General features: G+C 70.8%; 18 protein-coding genes. 6 read left to right on the top strand and 12 right to left on the bottom strand.

Annotation, left to right across the window (positions count from 1 at the left end; genetic code table 11):
• Positions 1-429: 429 nt before the first annotated feature.
• Both typA and OG390_RS33620 read right to left on the bottom strand, forming a co-directional pair.
• Entirely contained in the window at positions 430-2337 is a 1908-nt protein-coding gene (typA, locus tag OG390_RS33625) for a translational GTPase TypA (RefSeq protein ID WP_399087281.1), read from the bottom strand.
• 348 nt (positions 2338-2685) lie between these two features.
• Entirely contained in the window at positions 2686-4908 is a 2223-nt protein-coding gene (locus tag OG390_RS33620; protein WP_406173117.1) for an ABC transporter family substrate-binding protein, read from the bottom strand.
• 502 nt (positions 4909-5410) lie between these two features.
• Here OG390_RS33620 and OG390_RS33615 point away from each other — a divergent pair.
• From OG390_RS33615 to OG390_RS33600, 4 genes are all read left to right on the top strand, one after another.
• Positions 5411-5698, top strand: a complete 288-nt coding sequence (locus OG390_RS33615) for a hypothetical protein (protein ID WP_406173116.1) — start codon at positions 5411-5413, stop codon at positions 5696-5698.
• Between the two features lie 110 nt (positions 5699-5808).
• Positions 5809-6630 carry a hypothetical protein gene (locus OG390_RS33610; RefSeq protein ID WP_406173115.1) on the top strand — a complete coding sequence of 274 codons (822 nt, stop codon included), beginning with the start codon at positions 5809-5811 and terminating at the stop codon, positions 6628-6630.
• Positions 6630-8597, top strand: coding sequence for a fumarate reductase/succinate dehydrogenase flavoprotein subunit (locus tag OG390_RS33605; protein ID WP_406173114.1), 1968 nt, complete (start codon positions 6630-6632; stop codon positions 8595-8597). The genes OG390_RS33610 and OG390_RS33605 overlap by 1 nt, the downstream gene beginning before the upstream one ends.
• Positions 8594-9364, top strand: a complete 771-nt coding sequence (locus OG390_RS33600; protein WP_406173113.1) for a succinate dehydrogenase/fumarate reductase iron-sulfur subunit — start codon at positions 8594-8596, stop codon at positions 9362-9364. The genes OG390_RS33605 and OG390_RS33600 overlap by 4 nt, the downstream gene beginning before the upstream one ends.
• On the opposite strand, the gene OG390_RS33595 is transcribed toward OG390_RS33600, so the two are convergent.
• Genes OG390_RS33595 through OG390_RS33580 form a run of 4 tightly spaced genes read right to left on the bottom strand, consistent with a single transcriptional unit; the run spans position 9345 to position 12333 of the window.
• Positions 9345-9692, bottom strand: a complete 348-nt coding sequence (locus OG390_RS33595; RefSeq protein ID WP_406173112.1) for a hypothetical protein — start codon at positions 9690-9692, stop codon at positions 9345-9347. The genes OG390_RS33600 and OG390_RS33595 overlap by 20 nt on opposite strands.
• Complete coding sequence (locus tag OG390_RS33590) at positions 9689-10048, bottom strand: hypothetical protein (protein ID WP_406173111.1); 360 nt, start codon at positions 10046-10048, stop codon at positions 9689-9691. The genes OG390_RS33595 and OG390_RS33590 overlap by 4 nt, the downstream gene beginning before the upstream one ends.
• A 9-nt stretch (positions 10049-10057) precedes the next feature.
• Complete coding sequence (locus OG390_RS33585; RefSeq protein WP_406173110.1) at positions 10058-11131, bottom strand: phosphotransferase family protein; 1074 nt, start codon at positions 11129-11131, stop codon at positions 10058-10060.
• Positions 11128-12333, bottom strand: a complete 1206-nt coding sequence (locus tag OG390_RS33580) for a hypothetical protein (RefSeq protein WP_406173109.1) — start codon at positions 12331-12333, stop codon at positions 11128-11130. Before OG390_RS33580 ends, OG390_RS33585 begins: the two co-directional genes overlap by 4 nt.
• Before the next feature lie 22 nt (positions 12334-12355).
• Between OG390_RS33580 and OG390_RS33575 the strand changes: the two genes are divergently transcribed.
• Complete coding sequence (locus OG390_RS33575; RefSeq protein ID WP_406173108.1) at positions 12356-12760, top strand: hypothetical protein; 405 nt, start codon at positions 12356-12358, stop codon at positions 12758-12760.
• A 252-nt stretch (positions 12761-13012) separates the two neighbouring features.
• Complete coding sequence (locus tag OG390_RS33570) at positions 13013-14608, top strand: hypothetical protein (RefSeq protein ID WP_406173107.1); 1596 nt, start codon at positions 13013-13015, stop codon at positions 14606-14608.
• Positions 14609-14770: 162 nt separating this feature from the next.
• On the opposite strand, the gene OG390_RS33565 is transcribed toward OG390_RS33570, so the two are convergent.
• The 6 genes from OG390_RS33565 to OG390_RS33540 form a co-directional block, all read right to left on the bottom strand.
• A complete protein-coding gene (locus OG390_RS33565; RefSeq protein WP_406173106.1) occupies positions 14771-17377 on the bottom strand; it encodes a SpoIIE family protein phosphatase in 2607 nt (868 codons plus the stop codon).
• Between the two features lie 244 nt (positions 17378-17621).
• Positions 17622-18053: an ATP-binding protein gene (locus OG390_RS33560; RefSeq protein WP_406173105.1), complete on the bottom strand. Its 432-nt coding sequence runs from the start codon at positions 18051-18053 to the stop codon at positions 17622-17624.
• A 131-nt stretch (positions 18054-18184) separates the two neighbouring features.
• A complete protein-coding gene (locus OG390_RS33555; RefSeq protein WP_406173104.1) occupies positions 18185-18592 on the bottom strand; it encodes a (deoxy)nucleoside triphosphate pyrophosphohydrolase in 408 nt (135 codons plus the stop codon).
• Positions 18593-18683: 91 nt separating this feature from the next.
• Positions 18684-18866 carry an SPOR domain-containing protein gene (locus OG390_RS33550; protein WP_399087252.1) on the bottom strand — a complete coding sequence of 61 codons (183 nt, stop codon included), beginning with the start codon at positions 18864-18866 and terminating at the stop codon, positions 18684-18686.
• Positions 18867-19313: 447 nt separating this feature from the next.
• Complete coding sequence (locus tag OG390_RS33545) at positions 19314-20066, bottom strand: GntR family transcriptional regulator (RefSeq protein ID WP_189190114.1); 753 nt, start codon at positions 20064-20066, stop codon at positions 19314-19316.
• 147 nt (positions 20067-20213) lie between these two features.
• On the bottom strand, positions 20214-21437 hold the full coding sequence (locus tag OG390_RS33540; protein WP_406173103.1) for a DUF4190 domain-containing protein: 1224 nt from the start codon (positions 21435-21437) through the stop codon (positions 20214-20216).
• Between the last annotated feature and the right edge of the window lie 72 nt (positions 21438-21509).

Here is a 21509-nt window from a genome sequence, read left to right as displayed (position 1 = left end):
GACAGGAGGGGCCTCTGACTTACCTCCGACACCCCTGACGGAGGGTCAAACACCCCACTGTGCTCGTGAGTCGGCACTGTCCCCACAGCGCATGACCCATTGACCCGAGCGTTACGCGGCTAACTATCTGACATGAGCCAGATAACCGACCACAGCCTTTAGGTCTCGGTTCCATCACAGCTGACGCGTACATCTTCCAAAATCTGGACAAAGTGATCCGAGAGAGAAGCCCGCGAAACGGACGTGTTACATGCGTATCGGGCGGGGGGTACCGCATTTCGGACGACGAGGAGCCCGAAAATGGGTTGCAAAAAGCCCGGGTCCCCCCATCCTGGGGAAACCCGGGCTCAGTTGCCGATGATCAGCCGTACGGGACGGCGAGAATCAGCCGCACCGGACGACCGTGATCAGCCGAACCGGCGACCGTGATCAGCCGTGCTTGGCGCGGCTCGCGGCGCGGGCGCGCTCGCGGCCGTCCAGGTTGACCTTGCGGATGCGAACGGCCTCCGGGGTCACCTCGACGCACTCGTCGTCGCGGCAGAACTCCAGGGACTGCTCCAGAGAGAGCTTGCGCGGCGGAACGATCGCCTCGAACGAGTCGGCCGAGGACGACCGCATGTTCGTGAGCTTCTTCTCCTTGGTGATGTTCACGTCCATGTCGTCGGAGCGCGAGTTCTCGCCGACGATCATGCCCTCGTACACCTCGGTGCCGGGGTCGGTGAACAGCACGCCGCGCTCCTGAAGATTCGTCATCGCGAACGCGGTGACGGCGCCGGCGCGGTCGGCGACGAGCGAGCCGTTGTTACGGGTCGCCAGCGTGCCGAACCACGGCTCGTGGCCCTCGTGGATGGAGTGGGCGATACCCGTGCCGCGCGTGCCGGTCAGGAACTCCGTACGGAAGCCGATGAGGCCGCGGGACGGGACGACGAACTCCATACGGACCCAGCCGGAGCCGTGGTTGGACATGTTGTCCATCCGGCCCTTGCGGACGCCCATGAGCTGCGTGACCGCGCCCATGTGCTCCTCGGGCACGTCGATCGTCATGCGCTCGACCGGCTCGTGGACCTTGCCGTCGATCTCCTGGGTGACGACCTGCGGCTTGCCGACGGTCAGCTCGAAGCCCTCGCGGCGCATCTGCTCGACCAGGATGGCGAGCGCGAGCTCACCGCGGCCCTGGACCTCCCAGGCGTCCGGGCGCTCGGTGTCGAGCACGCGGAGGGAGACGTTACCGATCAGCTCGCGGTCCAGACGGTCCTTGACCTGGCGGGCGGTGACCTTGCGGTCCTTGACCGCGGCCTTGGCGTCCGCACCCTTGCCGGTGCCACCACGGCCGACCAGCGGCGAGGTGTTCGTACCGATGGTCATGGAGATCGCCGGCTCGTCGACCGTGATCAGCGGCAGCGCGATCGGGTTCTCGGGGTCGGCGAGGGTCTCGCCGATCATGATGTCCGGGATACCGGCGACGGCGCAGATGTCACCGGGGCCCGCCACCTCGGCGGGCTTGCGGGTGAGCGCCTCGGTCATCAGCAGCTCGGTGATGCGGACGTTGGACATCGTGCCGTCGCGCTTGATCCACGTGACGGTCTGGCCCTTGCGGAGCTCACCCTGCTCGACGCGGAGGAGCGCGATACGGCCGAGGAAGTTGTCGGCGTCCAGGTTGGTGACGTGGGCCTGGAGCGGCGCGGTCTCGTCGTAGGACGGGGCCGGGACGGACTCCAGGATCGTGGTGAAGAACGGCTCCAGGCTGTCGCTGTCGGCCGGGACGGTGCCGTCCTCCGGCTTGGTCAGCGAGGCCACGCCGTCACGCGCACACGCGTAGACGATCGGGAACTCGATCTGGTCCTCGTCGGCGTCGAGGTCGAGGAAGAGGTCGTACGCCTCGTTCACGACCTCGTCGATGCGCGAGTCGGGGCGGTCCGTCTTGTTGATGCACAGGATGACGGGCAGGCGGGCCTGCAGCGCCTTGCGCAGCACGAAGCGGGTCTGCGGCAGCGGGCCCTCGGAGGCGTCGACGAGGAGGACGACCGCGTCCACCATCGACAGACCTCGCTCGACCTCGCCGCCGAAGTCGGCGTGGCCGGGGGTGTCGATGATGTTGATCGTGATGGCCTCGCCGCCATCCTTGGGGTGGTACTTCACGGCCGTGTTCTTGGCCAGGATCGTGATGCCCTTCTCACGCTCCAGGTCATTGCTGTCCATCATGCGGTCGTCGAGCGACTCGGCGGCGTGCGCGGCGAAGGCACCGGCCTGCTTGAGCATGGCATCGACCAGGGTGGTCTTGCCATGGTCGACGTGGGCGACGATGGCGACGTTGCGGATGTCGTGGCGCGTGGCCATATTGAGGCGCTTCTCCCGGGGTGAGTGGACGGCCTCCGCTGCGCGGGGCCTGCCGGGCTGAACACGCCACGGCCTTACCCCATGGTACGTGCACCCGACAGCCTCGACCTCCGCAGGGCGACAGCCCCGGTCTCCGCGGGGCTGTGACCACGGCCTGAGCTGGGGCCCTGCGCACCACCCCGGCCGCCCGCACCGCGGCCCCGCGCACCGCCGCCGCAGCCGTCCCCCGGCCATGGGCACGCGTGCCCATGGCCGCCGTCCCAGCTGGGGGCATCCGCGCCGCCGCCCGCCGTCTCACGTGGGCACAGCGGTAGCGGGAGCCGGTCAGCGGTGGAGAGAGCTGGGGCACTAGTTCTGTGAGGGGCCGGCCGAAGGCTTCGCGGAGGGTTTCAGGTAGCCCATGTCCTCGTAGATCGGGGTCTGGAAGCCGAAGGCGCCGGTGTTGGCGAGATTCGTGCGAGCGGCGGTGAGCTGGGGGCGCTGGTAGAGAGGGATGGAGCCGGCCGCGGCCCAGATGCGGGCGTCGGCCTTGCGGACCAGCGAGCGCTCCTCGTCCTCGTCCAGCGTGGCGATGGCCTGGTCGAAGAGCTGATCGACCTGGTCGGTGCCGACCCGGGTGTAGTTCTGCTCGACACTGAGGGACCCGTCGGCGGCCGGCACCGGCTTGGCGAAGATGGGGCGGGCGTCGGTGGCCGGGAAGGCGGACGCCGGCCACGAGTACAGCGCCAGGTCGTACTGGCCCGAGGCGATGTGGTCCTTGAAGTAGCTGTCGTCCGAGACCTTCGAGATCTCGGTGTGGATACCGATGCGCTGCAGCATCTGCGAGATGCGGTCGGCGACGGCGTGCAGGGACTCGGAGCCCGGGCCCGAGGGCAGCACGAAGCGGAGCGTGAGCGGCTTGCCGTCCTTGGCGAGCACACCCGCCGCGGCGCCCACGGGAGCCGCCGTCCCCTTGGGCGCGTACGCCCCCGGCGCCCCGCCCCTTCTGACGTACCGCTTCCCGTCCAGGTGATTGCCGGCCTGCTCGTCGGCGTACTCCCCCGACTGCTGGCGCTGGTGCCGTTCGCTGTGGTCCTTGGGGTCCTTCTTCTTCTCCCGGTCGGCGTCGGAGGGCTTGTCGTCCTCGCCGACGATGTACGCCCCGTCGTCGCCGGTGCCGTCGGAGTCCGCCTTCTTGCCCTGGGAACCGGCCGCCTTCTCCGTCTTCTTCTGTTCCTTGACCGGCCCGCCGGGCACCCACCCGGCGTCGGTCAGCAGCGCCTGGGCCTCCGCGGTGTCCTGGCCGCCGAGGGCGCCGCTGTTGTCGGCGTAGGCCTGCTGACCCGAGAGGGCGAGATGGCTGCCGACCGGCACGGCCGGCAGGCCCAGCGGCTTCAGCACCACCTGGGCGAGCTCCTGCCGGTCGAGGGCGCGGGCCACGGCACGGCGGACGCGCTCGTCGGCGAGCGGGCCCTCGGAGCCGTTGAGAGCGAGCTGGGTGTAGGCGGGTTCGAGGGACTTGCGGACCACGAAACGACGCAGCGCCGACTGCTGCTCGGCGGCCTTCGCCATCGTCTTGCGCAGCTTCTTGCGGGCACTGGCCTCGTCGGAGGCGGCGTTCGCGTCGGAACCGTGCGCGAGGGCCCAGGACCGCAGCGCCATCGCCGGTGTGATCACGGCGTCGGCCCCCTGCAGGGGGGTGCTGCCCTGATCGCGGGCGGCGAGCGTGATCCGTTCGGCCTCGGAGGGGTCGATCTCGGCCAGATCGAGCTTGTCATCGGCGAGCGCGGTGGCCCGCTGGTCACGGGCGACAGCGATCAGATCGATCTCGGAGAGCTTGGTGGGATGGCCCCACCAGCGCGGGTTGCGGGTGAGGCGGACCTGGCCGCCCGTGCGGTCCACCTCCTTCAGCGCGAAGGGTCCGGCGGTGACCTTCAGCTTCCTTCGCGCCCCGTCGTTGAAGGTGTCCGGGGTGCCCATGACGTCCTTCGGGTACAGCGGTGAGAACAGCGACTTCCAGTCGGCGTAGGGCCGGCTGAAGGTGACCCTGACCTCAAGGTTGTTCTTGCCGCGCTCGATCTTCTCGATCCGGTCGTAGCCGGCGTTGCGGGCCGTCCAGTACGCGGTGTCCTTGCCGGACAGGGCGCGCCACTGGGCGGCGAAGTCGGCGGCGCCGATCTCGCGGCCGTCGCTCCAGACGGCCTGCTGGTTGAGCTTGTACAGCACGACCTGCTTGGGCTCGGTCTCGACGATCTTCGCGGACTCCAGGTAGTCGGGGTTGACCTGCGGCCGCCCGTTCCGGTCGAGCCGGTACATCGACGGCAGCACGGCCCCGGCGACCCGCGAGGTCGCGGCGTCGGCGTCGGCCTGGAAGGTGTTGAGCGTCTCCGGTACGGCGTCCACGGCCCAACGCAGGGTGCCGCCGTCGGCGACCAGGTCGCGGGCCGCGGGCGCGATGTCCTGCCCGGCCAGGGGCTGACCCGCCTCGTCCTCCGCGCTGCACGCGGTGAGGGCGGGTACCGCGAGCGCGCCCGCGGTGAGGAACGCGACCGAGCGCATCACCGCGCGCAGTCCGACGCCGTCGTGGGACATCACTGCAACCTCCGGGGGCGCTCCGCTGTGGGGCAGGTCGGTTTCTGATCACGTTTGGCGGTATATGGAGTTGATCAGATGTATGCGCCCACTGAAGGGGAGGAGGACGGCCGGCGGGCGGCGACACGACGGTGCGGGCCGCGAAGTCACCCATGCGGCCCAATGGCACCCGGCGGTGGTGGTCGGCCCGGAGAGGACTTCGCCCCCTCCGCCGCTCCCCGGAGTGGGCTTGTGGCGCAGTTCCCCGCGCCCCTGACAGGGGCGCGGGGAACTGCGCAGTCTTTCGAGCGGGGATCTGGGGCGCAGCCCCAGGCACGGGACGGGCAGGAGCGGAGGGGGCGAGAAACCCCGGCGCGCGCAGGCGCGTGGCGGCGCGTTCGGGATGGTGCGATCCTGGAATCCGTGCAGATCTCTTCACACGGCCCGGCGTGACGCGCAACACTCGCAGGCGCATGAACGTTGCCGCCTTGGGCCGGAGGGTCCGCGGAAGTGAGGGCAAGTCATGTCCGTGCACGACGACTTGACGTCCGTACAGCGCTGTCTCGACGACCTCACGAGGTCGGTCGGACGGCTGGAACAGCAGATAGGCGCAGGCCTGGAGATGCGCCGGGTGCGGGTGGACTCCGACCACCTGCGCGAGAGCGTCGCGCTGCTGCGCGAGGCCGCCGACCAGCCGGCCGCGCCACGTCGGCCCGACCTGGTCGCCATCCCCGACACCCCGTACGACAACTCCCTGTGGACGGACTCGGACGACGAGGGCCTCGGCGCCCGCGACCGCCACGCCCCGTGAGCACCCCCGGCGAGCAAGCCGAAGGGTCGACACCGCCACGCGCCGGGGGGGCGCACATCCATGCGGTTGCGGCCCGGTGGCGAACCGAGCCCTGAAGAGGAGCAGCAGCGTTGGCCACTGGTACGGAACCCCATCTGAACAGCGGCGGCGTACGGTCCGCCTCGCGGGCCGCGATCACCGCCCCGCATCTGCGGACGGACCGCTGGTGGCTGGCGCCCGCCGCCACCGCGGCCGGGCTGCTGGCCTTCGTCGTCTACTCGACCTGGCGGGCCTTCGCGGACACGAACTACTACGCGGCGCCGTACGTCTCGCCGTTCTACTCGCCCTGTCTGGCCGAGCGGTGCGAGACCATGCACGCGGGCCCCAACGCGGCCCTCTTCGGGAGCTGGTGGGCCATCTCCCCGGCGATCATCATCCTGATCTTCCCGCTGGGCTTCCGGCTGACCTGCTACTACTACCGCAAGGCCTACTACCGCGGCTTCTGGGCATCGCCGCCGGCCTGTGCGGTCCCCGAGCCGCACAAGAAGTACACCGGCGAGACCCGCTTCCCGCTGATCCTGCAGAACATCCACCGGTACTTCTTCTACGCGGCCATCATCGTCGCCGGGATCCTCACGTACGACACCGTGCTGTCCTTCCGCGACGAGCACTACAACTGGGGCCACATGGGCCTGGGCACCGTGGTGTTCCTGGTCAACATCGTGCTGATCTGGTCGTACACCGTGTCCTGCCACTCCTGCCGGCACATCGTCGGCGGGAAGCTCAAACACTTCTCCAAGCACCCCGTGCGCTACCGGATGTGGCAGTGGGTGGGGAAGCTGAACGCCCATCACATGCTGCTCGCCTGGGCATCGTTGGTGAGCGTGGCGCTCGCCGACTTCTACGTGTACCTGGTCGCGTCCGGCGCCTTCGACGATCCGAGGTTCTTCTGATGTCCGTGGTCGACCGGCAGGAGTGGGACGTTGTCGTGGTCGGCGCCGGGGGTGCCGGACTGCGCGCCGCCATCGAGGCGCGGGAGCGCGGCGCCCGTACGGCCGTGATCTGCAAGTCCCTGTTCGGCAAGGCGCACACCGTGATGGCCGAGGGCGGCATCGCGGCGGCGATGGCCAATGTCAACGAGCGCGACAACTGGCAGGTCCACTTCCGCGACACCATGCGCGGCGGGAAGTTCCTCAACCAGTGGCGGATGGCCGAGCTGCACGCCCAGGAAGCGCCCGACCGGGTATGGGAGTTGGAGACCTGGGGCGCCCTCTTCGATCGTACGAAGGACGGGCGGATCTCGCAGCGCAACTTCGGCGGCCATGAGTATCCGCGGCTCGCGCACGTCGGCGACCGGACGGGCCTGGAGCTCATCCGGACCCTGCAGCAGAAGATCGTGTCCCTCCAGCAGGAGGACATGAAGGAGACCGGGGACTACGAGAGCCGCCTGAAGGTGTACCAGGAGTGCACCGTCACCCGGATCCTCAAGACTGTGTCCAACAGCGGCTCCGCCGCGGGCAGCCGCGTCTCCGGGGCCTTCTGCTACGAGCGCGAATCGGGCCGTTTCTTCGTCCTCGAAGCGCCCTCGGTCGTGATCGCCACGGGCGGCATCGGCAAGTCCTTCAAGGTGACGTCGAACTCGTGGGAGTACACCGGGGACGGTCACGCGCTCGCCCTCCTTGCCGGGGCGCCGCTGCTGAACATGGAGTTCGTGCAGTTCCACCCGACGGGCATGGTCTGGCCGCCGTCGGTGAAGGGCATCCTCGTCACCGAGTCGGTGCGCGGCGACGGCGGAGTGCTCCGGAACTCCGATGGCAAGCGGTTCATGTTCGACTACATCCCGGACGTCTTCAAGGAGAAGTACGCGCAGTCCGAGGAAGAGGGCGACCGCTGGTACGAGGACCCGGACAACAACCGCCGTCCCCCCGAGCTGCTGCCCCGGGACGAGGTCGCCCGGGCCATCAACTCCGAGGTGAAGGCCGGCCGCGGCTCCCCGCACGGCGGAGTCTTCCTTGACGTCTCGACCCGTATGCCCGCCGAGGTCATCCGGCGCCGGCTGCCGTCCATGTATCACCAGTTCAAGGAGCTCGCGGACGTCGACATCACCGCCGAGTCGATGGAGGTCGGCCCGACCTGCCACTACGTGATGGGCGGCATCGCGGTCGAGTCGGACACGGCGGCGGCACGCGGCGTACCCGGCCTCTTCGCGGCCGGCGAGGTCGCCGGTGGCATGCACGGCTCCAACCGGCTCGGCGGCAATTCGCTCTCCGACCTGCTGGTGTTCGGGCGGCGGGCCGGACTGCACGCGGCCGAGTACGCGGCGGGGCTCTCCGAGGACCGTCCGGCCGTCGACGACACCCAGGTGGACACCGCCGCCGCGGAGGCGCTGCGCCCCTTCTCGGCCGAGGGACCCCAGCCCGGCGAGGAGAACGGGCGGCCACCCGAGAACCCGTACACCCTGCACCAGGAACTCCAGCAGACGATGAACGACCTGGTCGGCATCATCCGCCGCGAGGCCGAGATGGAGCAGGCCCTGGAGAAACTCGCGGACCTGCGGGTACGGGCGCGCCGGGCGGGTGTGGAGGGCCACCGGCAGTTCAACCCCGGCTGGCACCTCGCCCTCGACCTGCGGAACATGCTCCTGGTCAGCGAATGCGTGGCACGGGCCGCGCTGGAGCGTACGGAGTCCCGCGGCGGCCACACCCGCGAGGACCACCCGACGATGGACCGCGCCTGGCGCCGTATCAACCTGCTGTGCCGACTGACCGACCCGACGGGCGGATTGGCGGCGACCGACCCCGTACGCGGCCAGATCGACCTCGTACGCGAGGCCACCGAATCCATCCGCCCCGACCTGCTCTCCCTCTTCGAGAAGGAGGAGCTGGTCAAGTACCTCGCCGAAGAGGAGCTGTACGAGTGAGCAGCTATGAGGCCCGCTTCAAGGTGTGGCGCGGGGACGTCAAGGGCGGCGACCTGGAGGACTTCAAGGTCGAGGTGAACGACGGTGAGGTGGTGCTGGACATCATCCACCGGCTCCAGGCGACCCAGGCCCCCGATCTGGCCGTGCGCTGGAACTGCAAGGCGGGCAAGTGCGGTTCGTGTTCGGCGGAGATCAACGGGCGGCCGCGGCTGATGTGCATGACGCGGATGTCGGTGTTCACGGCTGAGGAGACGATCACCGTCACACCGCTCCGCGCCTTCCCCGTCGTACGTGATCTGGTGACGGACGTCGGCTTCAACTACACGAAGGCGAGGGAGGTCCCGGCCTTCGTGCCCCCGGCGGGCCTCGGCCCCGGCGAGTACCGGATGCAACAGGAGGACGTCGACCGCTCGCAGGAGTTCCGCAAGTGCATCGAGTGCTTCCTGTGCCAGGACACCTGCCATGTCGTCCGCGACCACGAGGAGAACAAGCCGGCGTTCGCGGGCCCGCGCTTCCTGATGCGGGTGGCGGAGCTGGACATGCACCCGCTGGACGCGGCGGCGGAGTCCGGCCTGGACCGCAAGCGCGCCGCCCAGGACGAACACGGCCTCGGCTACTGCAACATCACCAAGTGCTGCACGGAGGTCTGCCCCGAGGGCATCAAGATCACCGACAACGCCCTGATCCCCTTGAAGGAGCGGGCGGTCGACCGCAAGTACGACCCGCTGGTGTGGCTGGGCTCGAAGATCAGGAGGCGGGAGACGTAGGGCCGGACGCGGGGCCGCCGGGGCGTCGGCGGTCGCGGGTCGCGCGATGCATCACGGCGGCGCCGGTGATCATCCCGGCGCCGCCCACAAGGGTGGCGGTGAACTGGAGAGCACCGGGGCCGAGCGTGCCCAGGGCGAGCAGGGGAAGCGCGAGCGATCCCGTCAGCACCAGCGCCCCCTGGCCCCACAGCCGTCGCCGGACGACCGGGTGACGCTTCCAGCCGGGCACCCGGCCTCCGCGCACCGCGGCGATCCCGACGGCGGCCGCCAGGCCCAGGACCACACCTTCGGCCAGGCCGAGCGCGTAGTGCCAGTCGGGAGCCATCATCGGTCCGTCGTCGCGGGCTGCACGGCGGTGCGGCCGGGGCGCTGCCCGGCCATCTGCAGCACCGTGCCCACGAGGAAGACGGCCAGCCCGGTCATCGCGTAGGGCGTCATCTCGGCGTCCGGACCACGGAACGGCCCGAGGAACATGAACAGGGACATGCCGACGGCGCCCACCAGCGCGCCGTAGCCCCACAGTTTCGGCCTCAGGACACGGTGGCGGCCCCACGGCGGCACCCATCCGGTCGTGATCCCCGCGATCCCGATCGCCGCGAGGCCGCTCACGGCGAGGGCGGCCAGGGCCACCAGCATCCAGTGCATCTTCGTCCCCCACTTCCCGGTGCGGGCCGAACACGGCACGCCCGCAGATCATGGCACGCGGGGAACGGGGTCTTCCAGAAACATGACCGTCTGTTGAAGGTTGTACTCCGCGATCCCGCGCATGAGCTCCGGCTCCGGGAAGTCGCCGTCGAGCAGCCGCAGCGGGTCCGCGACGAGGGAGAGGTGCATCGCCAGGCGGTAGAGGCGCAGCCGGTCCTCGTCGAGGCCGTCGGCGCGCAGGGCCGCGTAGTGCTCCTGGAAGCGCAGGCGCAGGAACACGTGCTCCCACTCCGCGTCGAAGTACATCAGGCCCTCGATGTCGATGAGGACCGGATGGCCGTCGGCGTCCACCAGGACGTGGTCCGGACCGAGTTCGCCGTGGATGAGGCTGTGGTGACCGCGCGGCCGGATCGCGGCGGCGAGGGCCTGCACGCGGTCGTGGAGCGCCCCGCGTACGGCGGCGATCCGGGCGTCCCGCGCCGCGGCCTCCGCCAGGTCGACCAGGGCCCGGTCCCGCACCACTTGCTCGCACGAACCGCCGTACGAGACACCACCGTTGTCGACGAGGGCGACCTTGCCGAAGCCTGGGGCGCGGTGGCCGCGCAGGGTGTGCAGGGCGTCGGCCAGCTCCCGCAGGGGCGCCGCTGCCGCGGCCGGATCGCGGTTCAGCAACTCCGCCAGGCTGCCGCCGCGCACGTCCTCGACGACGGCCGCGTCCGCCGGGAGGTGCGTGTGGGAGCGGTCGGCGACGAGGAGGCGCGGGGTACGGATGCCGAGCGCGGTGAGGCGGTCGTGCGAGGCCGTGAAGAGATCGATGCCGGTGGCGTGGGAGAAGGGGTCGCGGTGATCAGTGGCGGCCGAGGGATCCCCCAAGGGTTCCTTCGCGGGTTCCATCGGGGGTTCCATCAGGGGTTCCATCGGGGCCGTCGGCCAGAAGTCCTCGTCCGGGGACCAGACGTACGCGATCGCCGTGGAGTCGCTGTCGAAAGTGAGGCGGTAGACGCCCTTCTTGCTGCCGCCGCGCAGGCGTTCGGCGGCGGTGAGGGTGCGGCTGGGGCCGACGGCGGCGCGGGCGAGGGCGGCCAGGTCTTCGCGGGTGAGCGGGGTGCGGGTGCCGGTCATTCGACCCACCCTTCCCGATAGGCCGTCCAGTCCGCTTCCGTGGCGGCGAAATCCACGTACAGGGCGACGCCGAAGTGTGCACGGTGGCGATCCGTGCGGGAGAGGCCGAGCCGGGTACCGCGTACGGCGGCCGCGACGGTCTCCGCCGAGCCGTGGTGGCTCAGGTCGTCCTCGTGGAAGAACGGCAGGCCCATCAGCAAGTCCGTGGACTTCGGGGTGACTTCGAGGGCGAGGGAGGTCTGCTGCGCGACATAGCCGCCGTACAGGCTCTCCAGCGGCATGGCCGTGTCGTACGACATGACGGCGATCTGGTCGACGCGGCGGGCGACCTGGCCGAAGTACCACTGGGACCACCACTTGGGGTGTCCCGTGAGGGTGCCGCGGAGGGAGTGGGCCGCCGGGAGCGGGTCGATCTGGTGGGCGGCGATGGAGAGGGGAACGCCGCGGGCCTTCGTGACCCGGTGCAGGTCGTCGAGGAGGGAGAGGTAGTCGCGGTCGCCGGAGTGGAGGGGTTCCAGGTCGAAGTGGACGCCGTCGAAGCCGACATCGAGGATCTGGCGGGTGGAGCGCACGACGGCGTCGCGGGTCGACGCGCGCTCCAGCCGCAGCCCGTCCGGCCCCTCGCCGGCCAGCTTGTCACCGAGCCAGGCCTGGACCCGTACGCCGGGCAGCCGGCGGTGCACGGTCGCGATCAGCCAACGGGCCGACGGGTACGCCGTCTCGGGCAGCGTCCCATCGTGCTCCAGCGGTCCCGCGTGCACATACAGATCCCGGATACCCGTACTCCGCAGCCGCGCCGCCAGCGCCTTGACGTCCGCGTCCGCCTTCCGCCCGTCCACCCAGGCGTGGCCCAGCCAGATGGCGTCCCGGTTTCTGGTCTGTGTGCCGGGTGCCGGGTCTCCGGCGTAGTTCACCCGGAGGGCGATTCCGGCGGCGAGGGAGGGGAGAAGAAGGGCGAGAAGGAGCGTGAGAGCTATGCGTTTGGGCCAGCGGAGGCGGGGGTGCCGCCAGGTCCGGGCGATGCGGCGGATCGGGGCAGGGACGGCACGGCGCGGGGGCTCCTCGGGGGCAGCCGTCAGGCCTTCTCCGGCCGCCTCGGAGACCATCGCGGAAGCCGTCCCGGGGGCCGCGTCGGAGGCCGCCTCGGAAGCCGTCCCCGAAGCTGTCCCGGACGCCGCGCCGGACGCCGCGCCGGAGGCCATCCCGGAGGCTGCGTCCGAGGCCGTGTCGGAAGCAGTCCCGGAGGCCGCGTCGGAAACCGTCCCGGAGGCCACGTCGGAAACCGCCTCGGAAGCCGTCCCGGAAGCCGTGTCGGAAACCGCCTCGGAAACCGTGCCGGAGGCTGCGTCGGAAACCGTCCCGGAGGCCGCGTCGAAAGCGGTCTCGGAGGCCGTGCCGGAAGCCGTGCCGGAAGCCGCCTCGCAAACCGTCCCGGAGGCCGCGTCGAAAGCGGTCTCGGAAGCCGTCCCGGAGGCCGTGCCGGAAGCCGCCTCGGAGGCCGTGCCGGAAGCCGTGCCGGAAGCCGCCTCGGAAGCCGTCCCGGAGGCCGCGTCGGAAAGCGCCTCGGAAACCGTGCCGGAGGCCGCGTCGGAAGTCGTGTCCGTGGGGTGCACTCCGGTGGTGCGGTGATCGCCGGGCTCGGGCTCTCCCTCGCGCCCCGGCTGCGTCCTTCCCGTGCTCCCCGTCGGCTCGGTGTGGGCCACGGAGGTTTTTGCCCCCGGTTCCGTCCCGTCCGCACGGCCTTTCCTCGTGGATTCCGTGCGTCCCGTATCCATCCCCCGTGCCCCTCCCGTACGCCCCCGTATCCCCCCGTACCTTAGGCGCCCCCGCCTCGGCGCACCCCGGTCGCGTCGGCGCGCAAGCGGTCATACGCTCCCAAATGTGACGTCGCCCCAGAGCCGAAACCGATCGCGCCGAGCCACGTCCCACATAGCCGTGCGGGTGGCGCATGCCGTGCTCGGGGGGCTGGTGGCGGTGGGGTGGCTGGTGCTGCCTCTGGCGACAGTGGGGGTCGGGGACGCGGCGACCGTGACGCGGAGCGTGCGGATCGCCGACGAGATGGGGGCCACCCAGGAGGCCGAGGGTGCTCCGGGTCAGAACGGGACGGCCACCGGGGATCTTGTACTGCCCCTCGTCGCGGTGGGCGCCGCGGCGGCGCTGGCGGCGTACGGGTACGCGCGGCGCAAGCGGCGGGCGAGGACGCGCACGACACCCGGCGGCGCCCCGCACGGCACAGCGTCGGTCCACGAACTGGACGTGCAGACACGGCAGTTGCTGGCCGACACCGACGACTGCGTCCGCACCAGTGCCGAGGAACTCGGCTGCGTCACCGCCCAGTTCGGGGACGAGCCGGTCAAGCCGTACGCGGAGGCACTGGCGTACGCGAAGTCCGAGCTGGCGGCCGCGTTCCGGCTGCGGCAGCGGCTCGACGGCGCGGCACCGCAGGACGGCCGGAGCATGCTGGAGGAGATCGTCCTCCGCTGCACCGATGCGGGGCGGCGGCTGGACTCGGAGGCGGCCGGGTTCGACCTGCTGCGCGCCCTGGAGCGCAACGCGGCGGCTCCCCTGGAGAGAGCGGAGACCCGCTTCCGTGAGCTCGCCACGCGCACCCCGGCCACCCAGACGACACTCGGCGACCTCCACAAGCGGTACGCCCCCTCCGCGTCCCTCCCGGTCGCCGGCCACGTCGAACAGGCCAAGGACCGGCTGGTGTTCGCCACCGTCCATCTCAACCAGGCGCGGCAGTCCCTCGACCGGGGCGAGAGCGGGAAGGCGGCCGCGTATCTGCGCGCCGCGGAGGGGGCCGTCGACCAGGCGGCCGCCCTCGTGGACGGTGTCGAGCGACTCGCCGCCGAACTCGCCTCGGCTACCGAACAGTTGCCCGCCGCGCTCGCCGGGGTGGAGGGCGACCTCGCGGAGGCCCGCGGCCTGCTGGCGACCGCGGGCGCCGGCCGGCTGCCCGGGCGTGTCGCGCACGCCGAGTCGCTGCTCGCCCACGTGCGCCGGGAGACGGCGGCCGGTCCGTACGACCCCCTCGACGCCCTTCGTCGTATCGCCGAGGCGGGCACGACGCTCGCCGAGGCGGGCGACAGGGACCTGCCCGACGAGCGCGTGCGCGCCCTGCTCGGGCACTTTCTCCTCCCTGCCCGCAGCGCCGCTGCCGTCGCGGCGGATTTCGTCACGACGCATCGGGCCGCTGTCGGATGCGCGGCGCGGACGCGGCAGGCGGAGGCGGAGCATCTGCTCGCCGCCCCGTCCCCCGGCCTCTCCGAGGTTCAGCGGGCCGATGACCTCATCCGTCAGGCGCGGGAGCTGGCGGAGCGGGACGTGCGGGCGTACGGGAACCCGTCCGGAGGCGACGAGGGCGTCGGAGTGGGCGGGGCCGTGCTGGGTGGGATCCTCCTGGGGCACGGTGACGGGCCCGCGAGCTTTGGCGGGCCCCGCACGCGGGCGCGGCGGGCGACACCGGCCGCCTGACCCTGACCCGGTAACCGGTGCCGGTGCCGGTGCCGGTGCCGGTGGTTTTCGCCCCCTCCGCCCCTGCCCGTCCCGCCCCTGGAGGCTGCGCCCCCGGACCCCCGCCAAAAGATCGCGCAGTTCCCCGCGCCCCTGAAACAGGCGCGGGGAACTGCACTGTGCTCAGAACAGACTCAGCAACGCCTCCGCCGGATCCCTCAGCCCCGTCTCCCCGTCCGGCAGCGGGAGTTCGAACCACACGGTCTTCCCCCGGGGGGTCCGTCGCGACCCCCAGGCCGCGGACAGCAGCCCCACGAGCTGCAATCCCCGCCCGCCCTCGTCCGTGTCACGGGCCCGTCGCCGCCGCGGCTGGACGAGCCCCGCGTCCCAGACCTCGCAGACGAGGGTCCGGTCGAGAAGGAGCCGCAGCCGGATCTCGCCCTCGCCGTAGCGCAGCGCGTTGGTCACCAGCTCGCTGACCAGGAGCTCGGCCGTGTCGACGAGGGGCTCCAGGCCCCAGGACACCATCTGCGTACGCGCGTACTCGCGGGCACGGCCCACGCTGCGCGGCTCGCGCGGCAGCGTCCAGTCGCCGACGGACTCGGCGGGCAGCCCCTGGACACGTGCCATGAGCAACGCGATGTCGTCCTCGCCGTGGTGGGTGTCGAGGGTGTTGAGGACGTGGTCGCAGACGTCCTCCAGGGGGCTGGACGGGTCGGTCAGGGCGCCGACGAAGGCTTGCAGGCCCTCGTCGAGAGGATGGTCGCGGGATTCGACCAGTCCATCCGTGTAGAGCGCCAACAGCGCGCCTTCGGGCAGTTCGACCTCCACCTCCTCGAAGGGCTCGCCGCCCACCCCGAGCGGCATCCCCGGCGGTACGTCGAGCATCAACGCGCTCTCGCCGGGTTCGACCAGCACCGGCGGCAGATGGCCCGCGTTGGCGAAGGTGCACCGGCGCGTCACGGAGTCGTAGACGGCGTAGACGCACGTCGCGAGGTACACCTCGGACAGGTCGGCGTCGCGCGGCTGGCGGGCCGCGCGGGTGGCCTGCTGGACGCCGCCGGGTGTGCCGAGGCCGCGTGCGATCTCGTCCAACGCCGAAAGGACTTCCGCGGGTTCCAGATCCAGGAGCGCCAAGGTTCTTACGGCCGTACGGAGTTCACCCATCGCCACCGCGGCGCGCAGGCCGCGTCCCATCACGTCTCCCACCACCAACGCCGTGCGGTGGCCGGGGAGTTCGATGACGTCGAACCAGTCGCCGCCGACCTCCGTCGCCGCGTTGCCCGGCAGGTAGCGGCAGGCGATGTCCAGGCCGGATGCCTCCGGGTCACCCGGCGGGAGGAGGGACCGTTGCAGGATCAGCGCGCGCTCGTGCTCACGGCGGTAGAGCCGCGCGTTGTCCATACAGACGGCGGCGCGCGCGGCCAACTCCACCGCGAGCGACCGGTCGCGGTCCCCGAACGGCTCGCTGCCCTTCGCACGGGAGAACTGGGCGAGCCCGACGACGGTGTCGTGGGCGACCATCGGGACCGCGAGCGTGGACTGGATGAGGCCGCCGTCTTCGGCGGGGATGCGCTGGGGGCGCGCGGTGCGCAGGGCGTCCGCGCAGAGCGAGTTGAAGGGGTAGTGGTGGACCGCGCCCACGGCCACGGGTGCCGGTCCGCCGACGAAGGGCGCGTCGGAGACGGCGCTGGCGAAGGCGACCCGGCGAAGTTCGGCGCTGCCGTCGGCCAGGCCCGGCGGGGTCTCGTCGCCGGCCAACAGGCCCTGATACAGATCCACCGTCGCCAGATCGCAGAAGCCGGGGACCACGACGTCGAGGAGTTCGCGTGCGGTGGTCTCCAGGTCCAGGGAGTTGCCTATGCGGGCGCCGGCCTCGTTCAGAAGGGCGAGATTGCGCCGGGCGGCGGCCGCTTCGCGGGCGGCGGCGCGACGGGCCGTGATGTCGGTTCCGAGCCAGGCGATGCCGATGGGGCGCCCGCTGCCGCTGTGCACGCGGTAGAGGTTGACGGACCAGTGGCGGCGCTCGTCGGAGCCGGGCACATTGCCGGTGATGTGCATGTCCGTGATGGAGTCGCCGGTTTCCAGCACGCGCCGCAGGGTCGCGGCGACGCGCTCGGCCTCGGCGCGCGGCAGATAGTCGTGGACGCCCTTCCCGCGGTGGTCGTCCACGGTGCCGCCGAAGGTCGAGGCGAACCGCTGGTTGGCGCGCCGGACCCGCAGATCGGTGTCGATCAGCAGGAAGCCGAAAGGAGATTGGCCGAAAATCGCCTGCGAGGCGGCGAGGTCCGTCTCGATGCTGCGCAGGGTACGGACGTCCACGACGATGCATACGGCGGCCCGCTCGCCGTCCTCCGTAGTGGTGGGCATCACGTAGACCTCGGCGAGTCCCTCGGCGCCGTCGCCGCCGTCGCCGGGGGCGGGCATCCGGAAGGGGACCACGCCGGTCCACTCCCGGCCGTCCAGGATCTCGGCCATCTTGCGCTGACCGAAGTCACGTCGGTCGGGGGCGACGAAGGCCTCGATGGGGTCCATGCCGACGGCCCGCTCGGAGGAGATACCGAAGAGCTGCTCGGCCCGCAGGCTCCACTGGTCGACGAGCCCGTCGGCACCTATGGAGAACGAGGCGACCTTGATGTAGTCGTAGATCGAACCGGGCGGACTGCTCTGCCACATCGTGTCGCCCGCGCCCTCGCCGGCCGTCATGCGCGCGGAATCTCCCGCGGCGTCAGTCCTCGCGCCGTCCGACGGGTCCTCGGACTCCGTGGCCTTCGCTGGTATCTCGCTCACGCGAACCGTCCCCTCCAGCTCACCGCGTCCGGCACCGGTCACCGGGGGCGGCTGCCCGCAGTATCCAGCACTACGGCGCCGCACAACACGGTGTTCACGATCACAGCACGGTCCCGATGGTTTTTGGACCGGCCGCGACATACTCCCAGTCTTCTAACCAGGTGGAGCCCCATCGAATCAAAGAGTCCAGTCAGCACCAGTGGCCTGAACCAATCGGTCGCACGGCCCCCCGGCCGACGCGCCGTCAGCCGGGCACCGCCAGCTCGAACCAGACCGTCTTTCCGGTGTCCCCGGGGCGGGTCCCCCAGCGCCGGGAGGAGCTGGCCACGAGCTGGAGTCCACGGCCGCTCTCGTCGTCCACGTCGGCGGCCCGTTCGCGGGGCGGATCCGGCAGCGGGTCGGAGACCTCCACCAGCAGGGCGCCGGGCAGCCCGACGGGACGCACCAGCCGTACGCCGATCGGGCCTGCGGCATGCCGCAGGGAGTTCGTCACCAACTCGCTGACCAGCAGCGCGGCGATGTCACCGAGGGAATCCAGCTCCCAGGAGCGCAACTGGCCCCGGACGACGGCGCGGGCGGTACGGACGGCACCCGGTTCCGCGGGAAATGTCCACTCGGCGCAGCCGCCTTCGGTGTCGATCAAGCCGATCACTTCCCAGGCCAGGAACCCGCACATGTCCGGTTTCGTGGGGTTAATGGGCACATACCCGATATCCACGAGGCCTTACCGCGCATGAAGGCGCGCTGTGGCGCGAACGGCGCACGAGACCCGCCATCCCGTCCACACATACGCCCCGAAGGGCCCCTCTACGCCCCCGCGTCCAGCCTCAGCAGCGCGCCCTTCACCGCCGGCACATCCGCGTCCAGCCAGTCCACGTCCCAGATTTCGCCGGGGGTCAGCCAGCGCAGTTCGTCGTGGTCCTCCAGGGGCCGCGGCTCAGCGGAGCCGGGGAGCAGCCGTGCGGTCCACACCCTCAGGACATACCCCGGCTTGAGAGTCCACTCGCCGGGGACCCTCTCCAGCGGCTCCGCCTCGACGCCGAGTTCCTCACGCAGTTCCCGTACGAGGGCGTGCTCGGGATTCTCGCCCGGTTCGACCTTGCCGCCCGGCAACTCCCAGCGCCCGGCCAGTGCGGGAGGCGCGCTACGGCGGGCGGAGAGCAGACGCCCCTCGCTCAGCAGGGCGGCTCCGACCACCACGATCCGTTCCGTCATGCGCCGGAGCCTACGGGAGCGGCGCGAGGCTCCGGCGGCGCGGATCACCACCTGACGGCGGCAAGGGCGATCACTCCGGAGGCGAGCACGATCACCTGGATCCGTTCTGCCCGATCCGCTCGACCCAGTAGAGCTGCTTGTGCCTGCGGTCGTCGAGGCTGTCCGCGATCTTCTGGGCCTCGGCCCGGGTCGCGTACCTGCCCACACGGTAGCGATTTCCGTTGTCGTCCTGCCGTATGACGAGCCAGGGAAGAGTGATCGTGCCGTCGTTCATCGCGCCCCTCCACTTCCCGCCCCGGGCCCCCGTCGCGCCCCGCTCTCTAAGGAAACCGCAATCCGCATATGCCCGAGCCTACGCCTAACCTTCACGCAGCGAATACGGCTTTTCACAAAGAGGTACGCAAGCGGTACGCCGTAGGTGCGCAACCAGCCAGGACGGCAGGGGACGCACGCCGCCGAACGCGCTGTCGACCGCCCTCCGCGCGCTCCCGAGCAGCGCGAAGTCCCGCCCGGGAAGGGCTCTTGAGAAAGGCCAGATTCCAACCGGGCTTCCCACGCGGTCCACTTGGCGGACGCCGCGGGTCGGTCCATGGATGGCGTCGGCCACTTCACGGCCTGCGACGCCCGGTCGCCGCACGGACAGTGCTGCATGGTTACTTCACGGACAGGCGAGGCACGGACAGGTGATTACTTCACGGACAGGCGATGCACGGATACGCGGCTACTTCACGGGCAGGTGATACGCGATCCGGTACCGGTCCGCCGGGACGACGACGTCGGCCGTCTCGACCGGGCGACCCGAGGCGTAGAAGGTCCGCTGGATGACGAGGACGACATGCCCGGGTACACCGCCCAGCGCGAGGAGTTCTTCGGCGAGACCTGGGCGCGCTCCCACTTCCTCCGTGACGTTGTCCACGATCACGTCGATGGCCGCCATGCGCTCGACGACGCCCATGCCGCCGAGCGGGCCCTCCTCGGGGAGCATCACCGGCGTACGGCCGGTGACGGCGAGGGGCTCCCAGGACGTGGAGAGCATCATCGCCTCGCCGCCGTCCCGGTAGACGTAGTGCGTGCACATCACGCGGTCGCCGGGCTGGACCGACAGACGCTCGGCGATCTTGCCGCTCGCCTCGACCTGCCGGCTGTGGGACTCCCAGGTGCCGCGCGCTGAGATGTCCGCCTGTTCCTGACGGAACGGGGTCGCTCCGCTGTCCGGCCGGTACCCGGAGCGGGCCACCCGGCGCGGCACCGGCCGCTCGCGCACATACGTGCCCGACCCGGAGCGGCCCTCGACCAGGCCCTCGGCCATCAGCACCTTGCGCGCCTCCAGAGCCACCGTGTCCGAGACGCCGTACTCCTCGCGGATCCTGGCCTGCGACGGGAGGCGGGTGTGCGGTGGCAGCGAACCGTCGACGATCTTCTTGCGGAGATCGCCCGCGACGCGCAGGTACGCCGGCTGCTCACCGAAAGTCACTGGCCGCTCCCATCAGGTTGTACAGACAGCAACAGCGTGGCAACCGTGGGTTGTGCCATGCAAGCGAAGGCCAGGGAATCACTCGATGTGATGAGTTGTGGCCCCCGAGGGCTTTACGCAGGCACTTTCTCCCCGGTATGGCCGCCGTCACACCTCGAAGCCGGTGCCGCTTCCTCCGCCGTCCTGGCCACCACCGTTCCGGTCGGACGGGGGCGGGGTGGCGGTGAGGCCCAGAGCCTTGCGTGTGGTGACCGTCTTCTCGGGGTCGATCAGCTTCATGCCCCTCTCGTAGTGCGCGTAGAAGGTGTCCGCGTCCTGCGCGTCCGCCGCCTTCGCCCACTCCTTCCGGGACAGCCCCATGTCCTTCACGAGGGCGTCGACCGGCGTGCGGACCGAGGGGGCGAACGCGTAGCCGCGCAGAATGCTCGCCTGCGTCGTGAGCGCCTCCGAGACCCTGGTCGCCCACTTCTTGTGGCCGGGCAGGTCGTCCTCGACGTACTCCTCGTCGGGCGCCGAGTCCATCGCCGCGTTGATGCCCTGTGCGGCCCGCAGATAGGCGAGTTGGTCCGCGTCGAGCGTGGTCGCGTCCTTGCGCAGCGAACCCGTCAGGTTGCCCTTCTCATCGGTGTTCCCGAACATGCAGGTGATCTCTCGGTCACCGAGGCGCCAGCTCTGCCGCGTCGGCGTGAAGTAGTACACGTCGACGTTGTCCGGGACGGCCCAGGCGTCCATCGCGTACTCGTCCCGCAGCGCGTAGCACTTCTCGTCCGCGGAGTCGGTGATCACGCCGTCGCCCGGGTAGGCGCCCTTCTTGGCCAGGTGGAAAGCGGCGAAGACCTCGGCGTCGTGCTCCCCCGCGCACGGCACCTTGTCGACGTCGTAGGCCATGCCCTCCAGGGCGCCGCCCGGCGTGTCGAAGCACTCGCCCTTCTTGAGCGAGAAGGCGGCGCCGCCCGAGCCGTTCGCCCCGTCCTTGAAGCCGTCCCAGAAGTCGCGTGCACCGCCGGTGGCGACCGCGACGGCGAGCAGCACGGCGCCGATCGACGACATGATCACGCCGCCCACCGCCATCCCCTTGCCGCGCTCGCCCCGCTTCTTGATCTGCGCGAGCGCCACGATCCCGAGCACCAGCCCGACGGCGGGCAGGAAGCAGAGGATGCCGAGCACGAGCGCGGAGATCGCCAAGCCGTTGACGGGCGCCGGACGGTTGTACGGGGAGTAGCCCTGGCCCCAGGGCTGGTACGGCCCCGGATAGGGGGTCTGCTGGTACGGGTACGCACCGGGCGGCATCCCCGGAGTGCCCGGCGGCAGTCCTGGAGGGGGGTACTGACCCTCGGGCTGCTGCGGCCCGGGCGGCGGGGGTATGACCACGAGTACCTTGCTCCTAGTCCAGGCGAGATGGAACCTACGTACGACTGCCACATGGCTGCGCGCATCGTAAGC

The sequence above is a fragment of the Streptomyces sp. NBC_00996 genome, assembly GCF_045162675.1.
In the GTDB taxonomy this organism is placed as follows: domain Bacteria; phylum Actinomycetota; class Actinomycetes; order Streptomycetales; family Streptomycetaceae; genus Streptomyces.
Note: the sequence above shows the minus strand (reverse complement) of the source record. Positions and strands in the feature narration are given on the sequence as shown.

Excerpts from the sequence above, each read along its gene's own strand:
- OG390_RS33580 (WP_406173109.1), bottom strand. The coding sequence starts at position 12,333 with ATGGCCTCCGGCGCGGCGTCCGGCGCGGCGTCCGGGACAGCTTCGGGG.
- OG390_RS33585 (WP_406173110.1), bottom strand. The coding sequence starts at position 11,131 with ATGACCGGCACCCGCACCCCGCTCACCCGCGAAGACCTGGCCGCCCTC.
- OG390_RS33620 (WP_406173117.1), bottom strand. The coding sequence starts at position 4,908 with ATGTCCCACGACGGCGTCGGACTGCGCGCGGTGATGCGCTCGGTCGCG.
- typA (WP_399087281.1), bottom strand. The coding sequence starts at position 2,337 with ATGGCCACGCGCCACGACATCCGCAACGTCGCCATCGTCGCCCACGTC.
- OG390_RS33605 (WP_406173114.1), top strand. The coding sequence starts at position 6,630 with ATGTCCGTGGTCGACCGGCAGGAGTGGGACGTTGTCGTGGTCGGCGCC.
- OG390_RS33615 (WP_406173116.1), top strand. The coding sequence starts at position 5,411 with ATGTCCGTGCACGACGACTTGACGTCCGTACAGCGCTGTCTCGACGAC.
- OG390_RS33560 (WP_406173105.1), bottom strand. The coding sequence starts at position 18,053 with ATGTGCGGGTTCCTGGCCTGGGAAGTGATCGGCTTGATCGACACCGAA.
- OG390_RS33555 (WP_406173104.1), bottom strand. The coding sequence starts at position 18,592 with ATGACGGAACGGATCGTGGTGGTCGGAGCCGCCCTGCTGAGCGAGGGG.
- OG390_RS33550 (WP_399087252.1), bottom strand. The coding sequence starts at position 18,866 with ATGAACGACGGCACGATCACTCTTCCCTGGCTCGTCATACGGCAGGAC.
- OG390_RS33595 (WP_406173112.1), bottom strand. The coding sequence starts at position 9,692 with ATGATGGCTCCCGACTGGCACTACGCGCTCGGCCTGGCCGAAGGTGTG.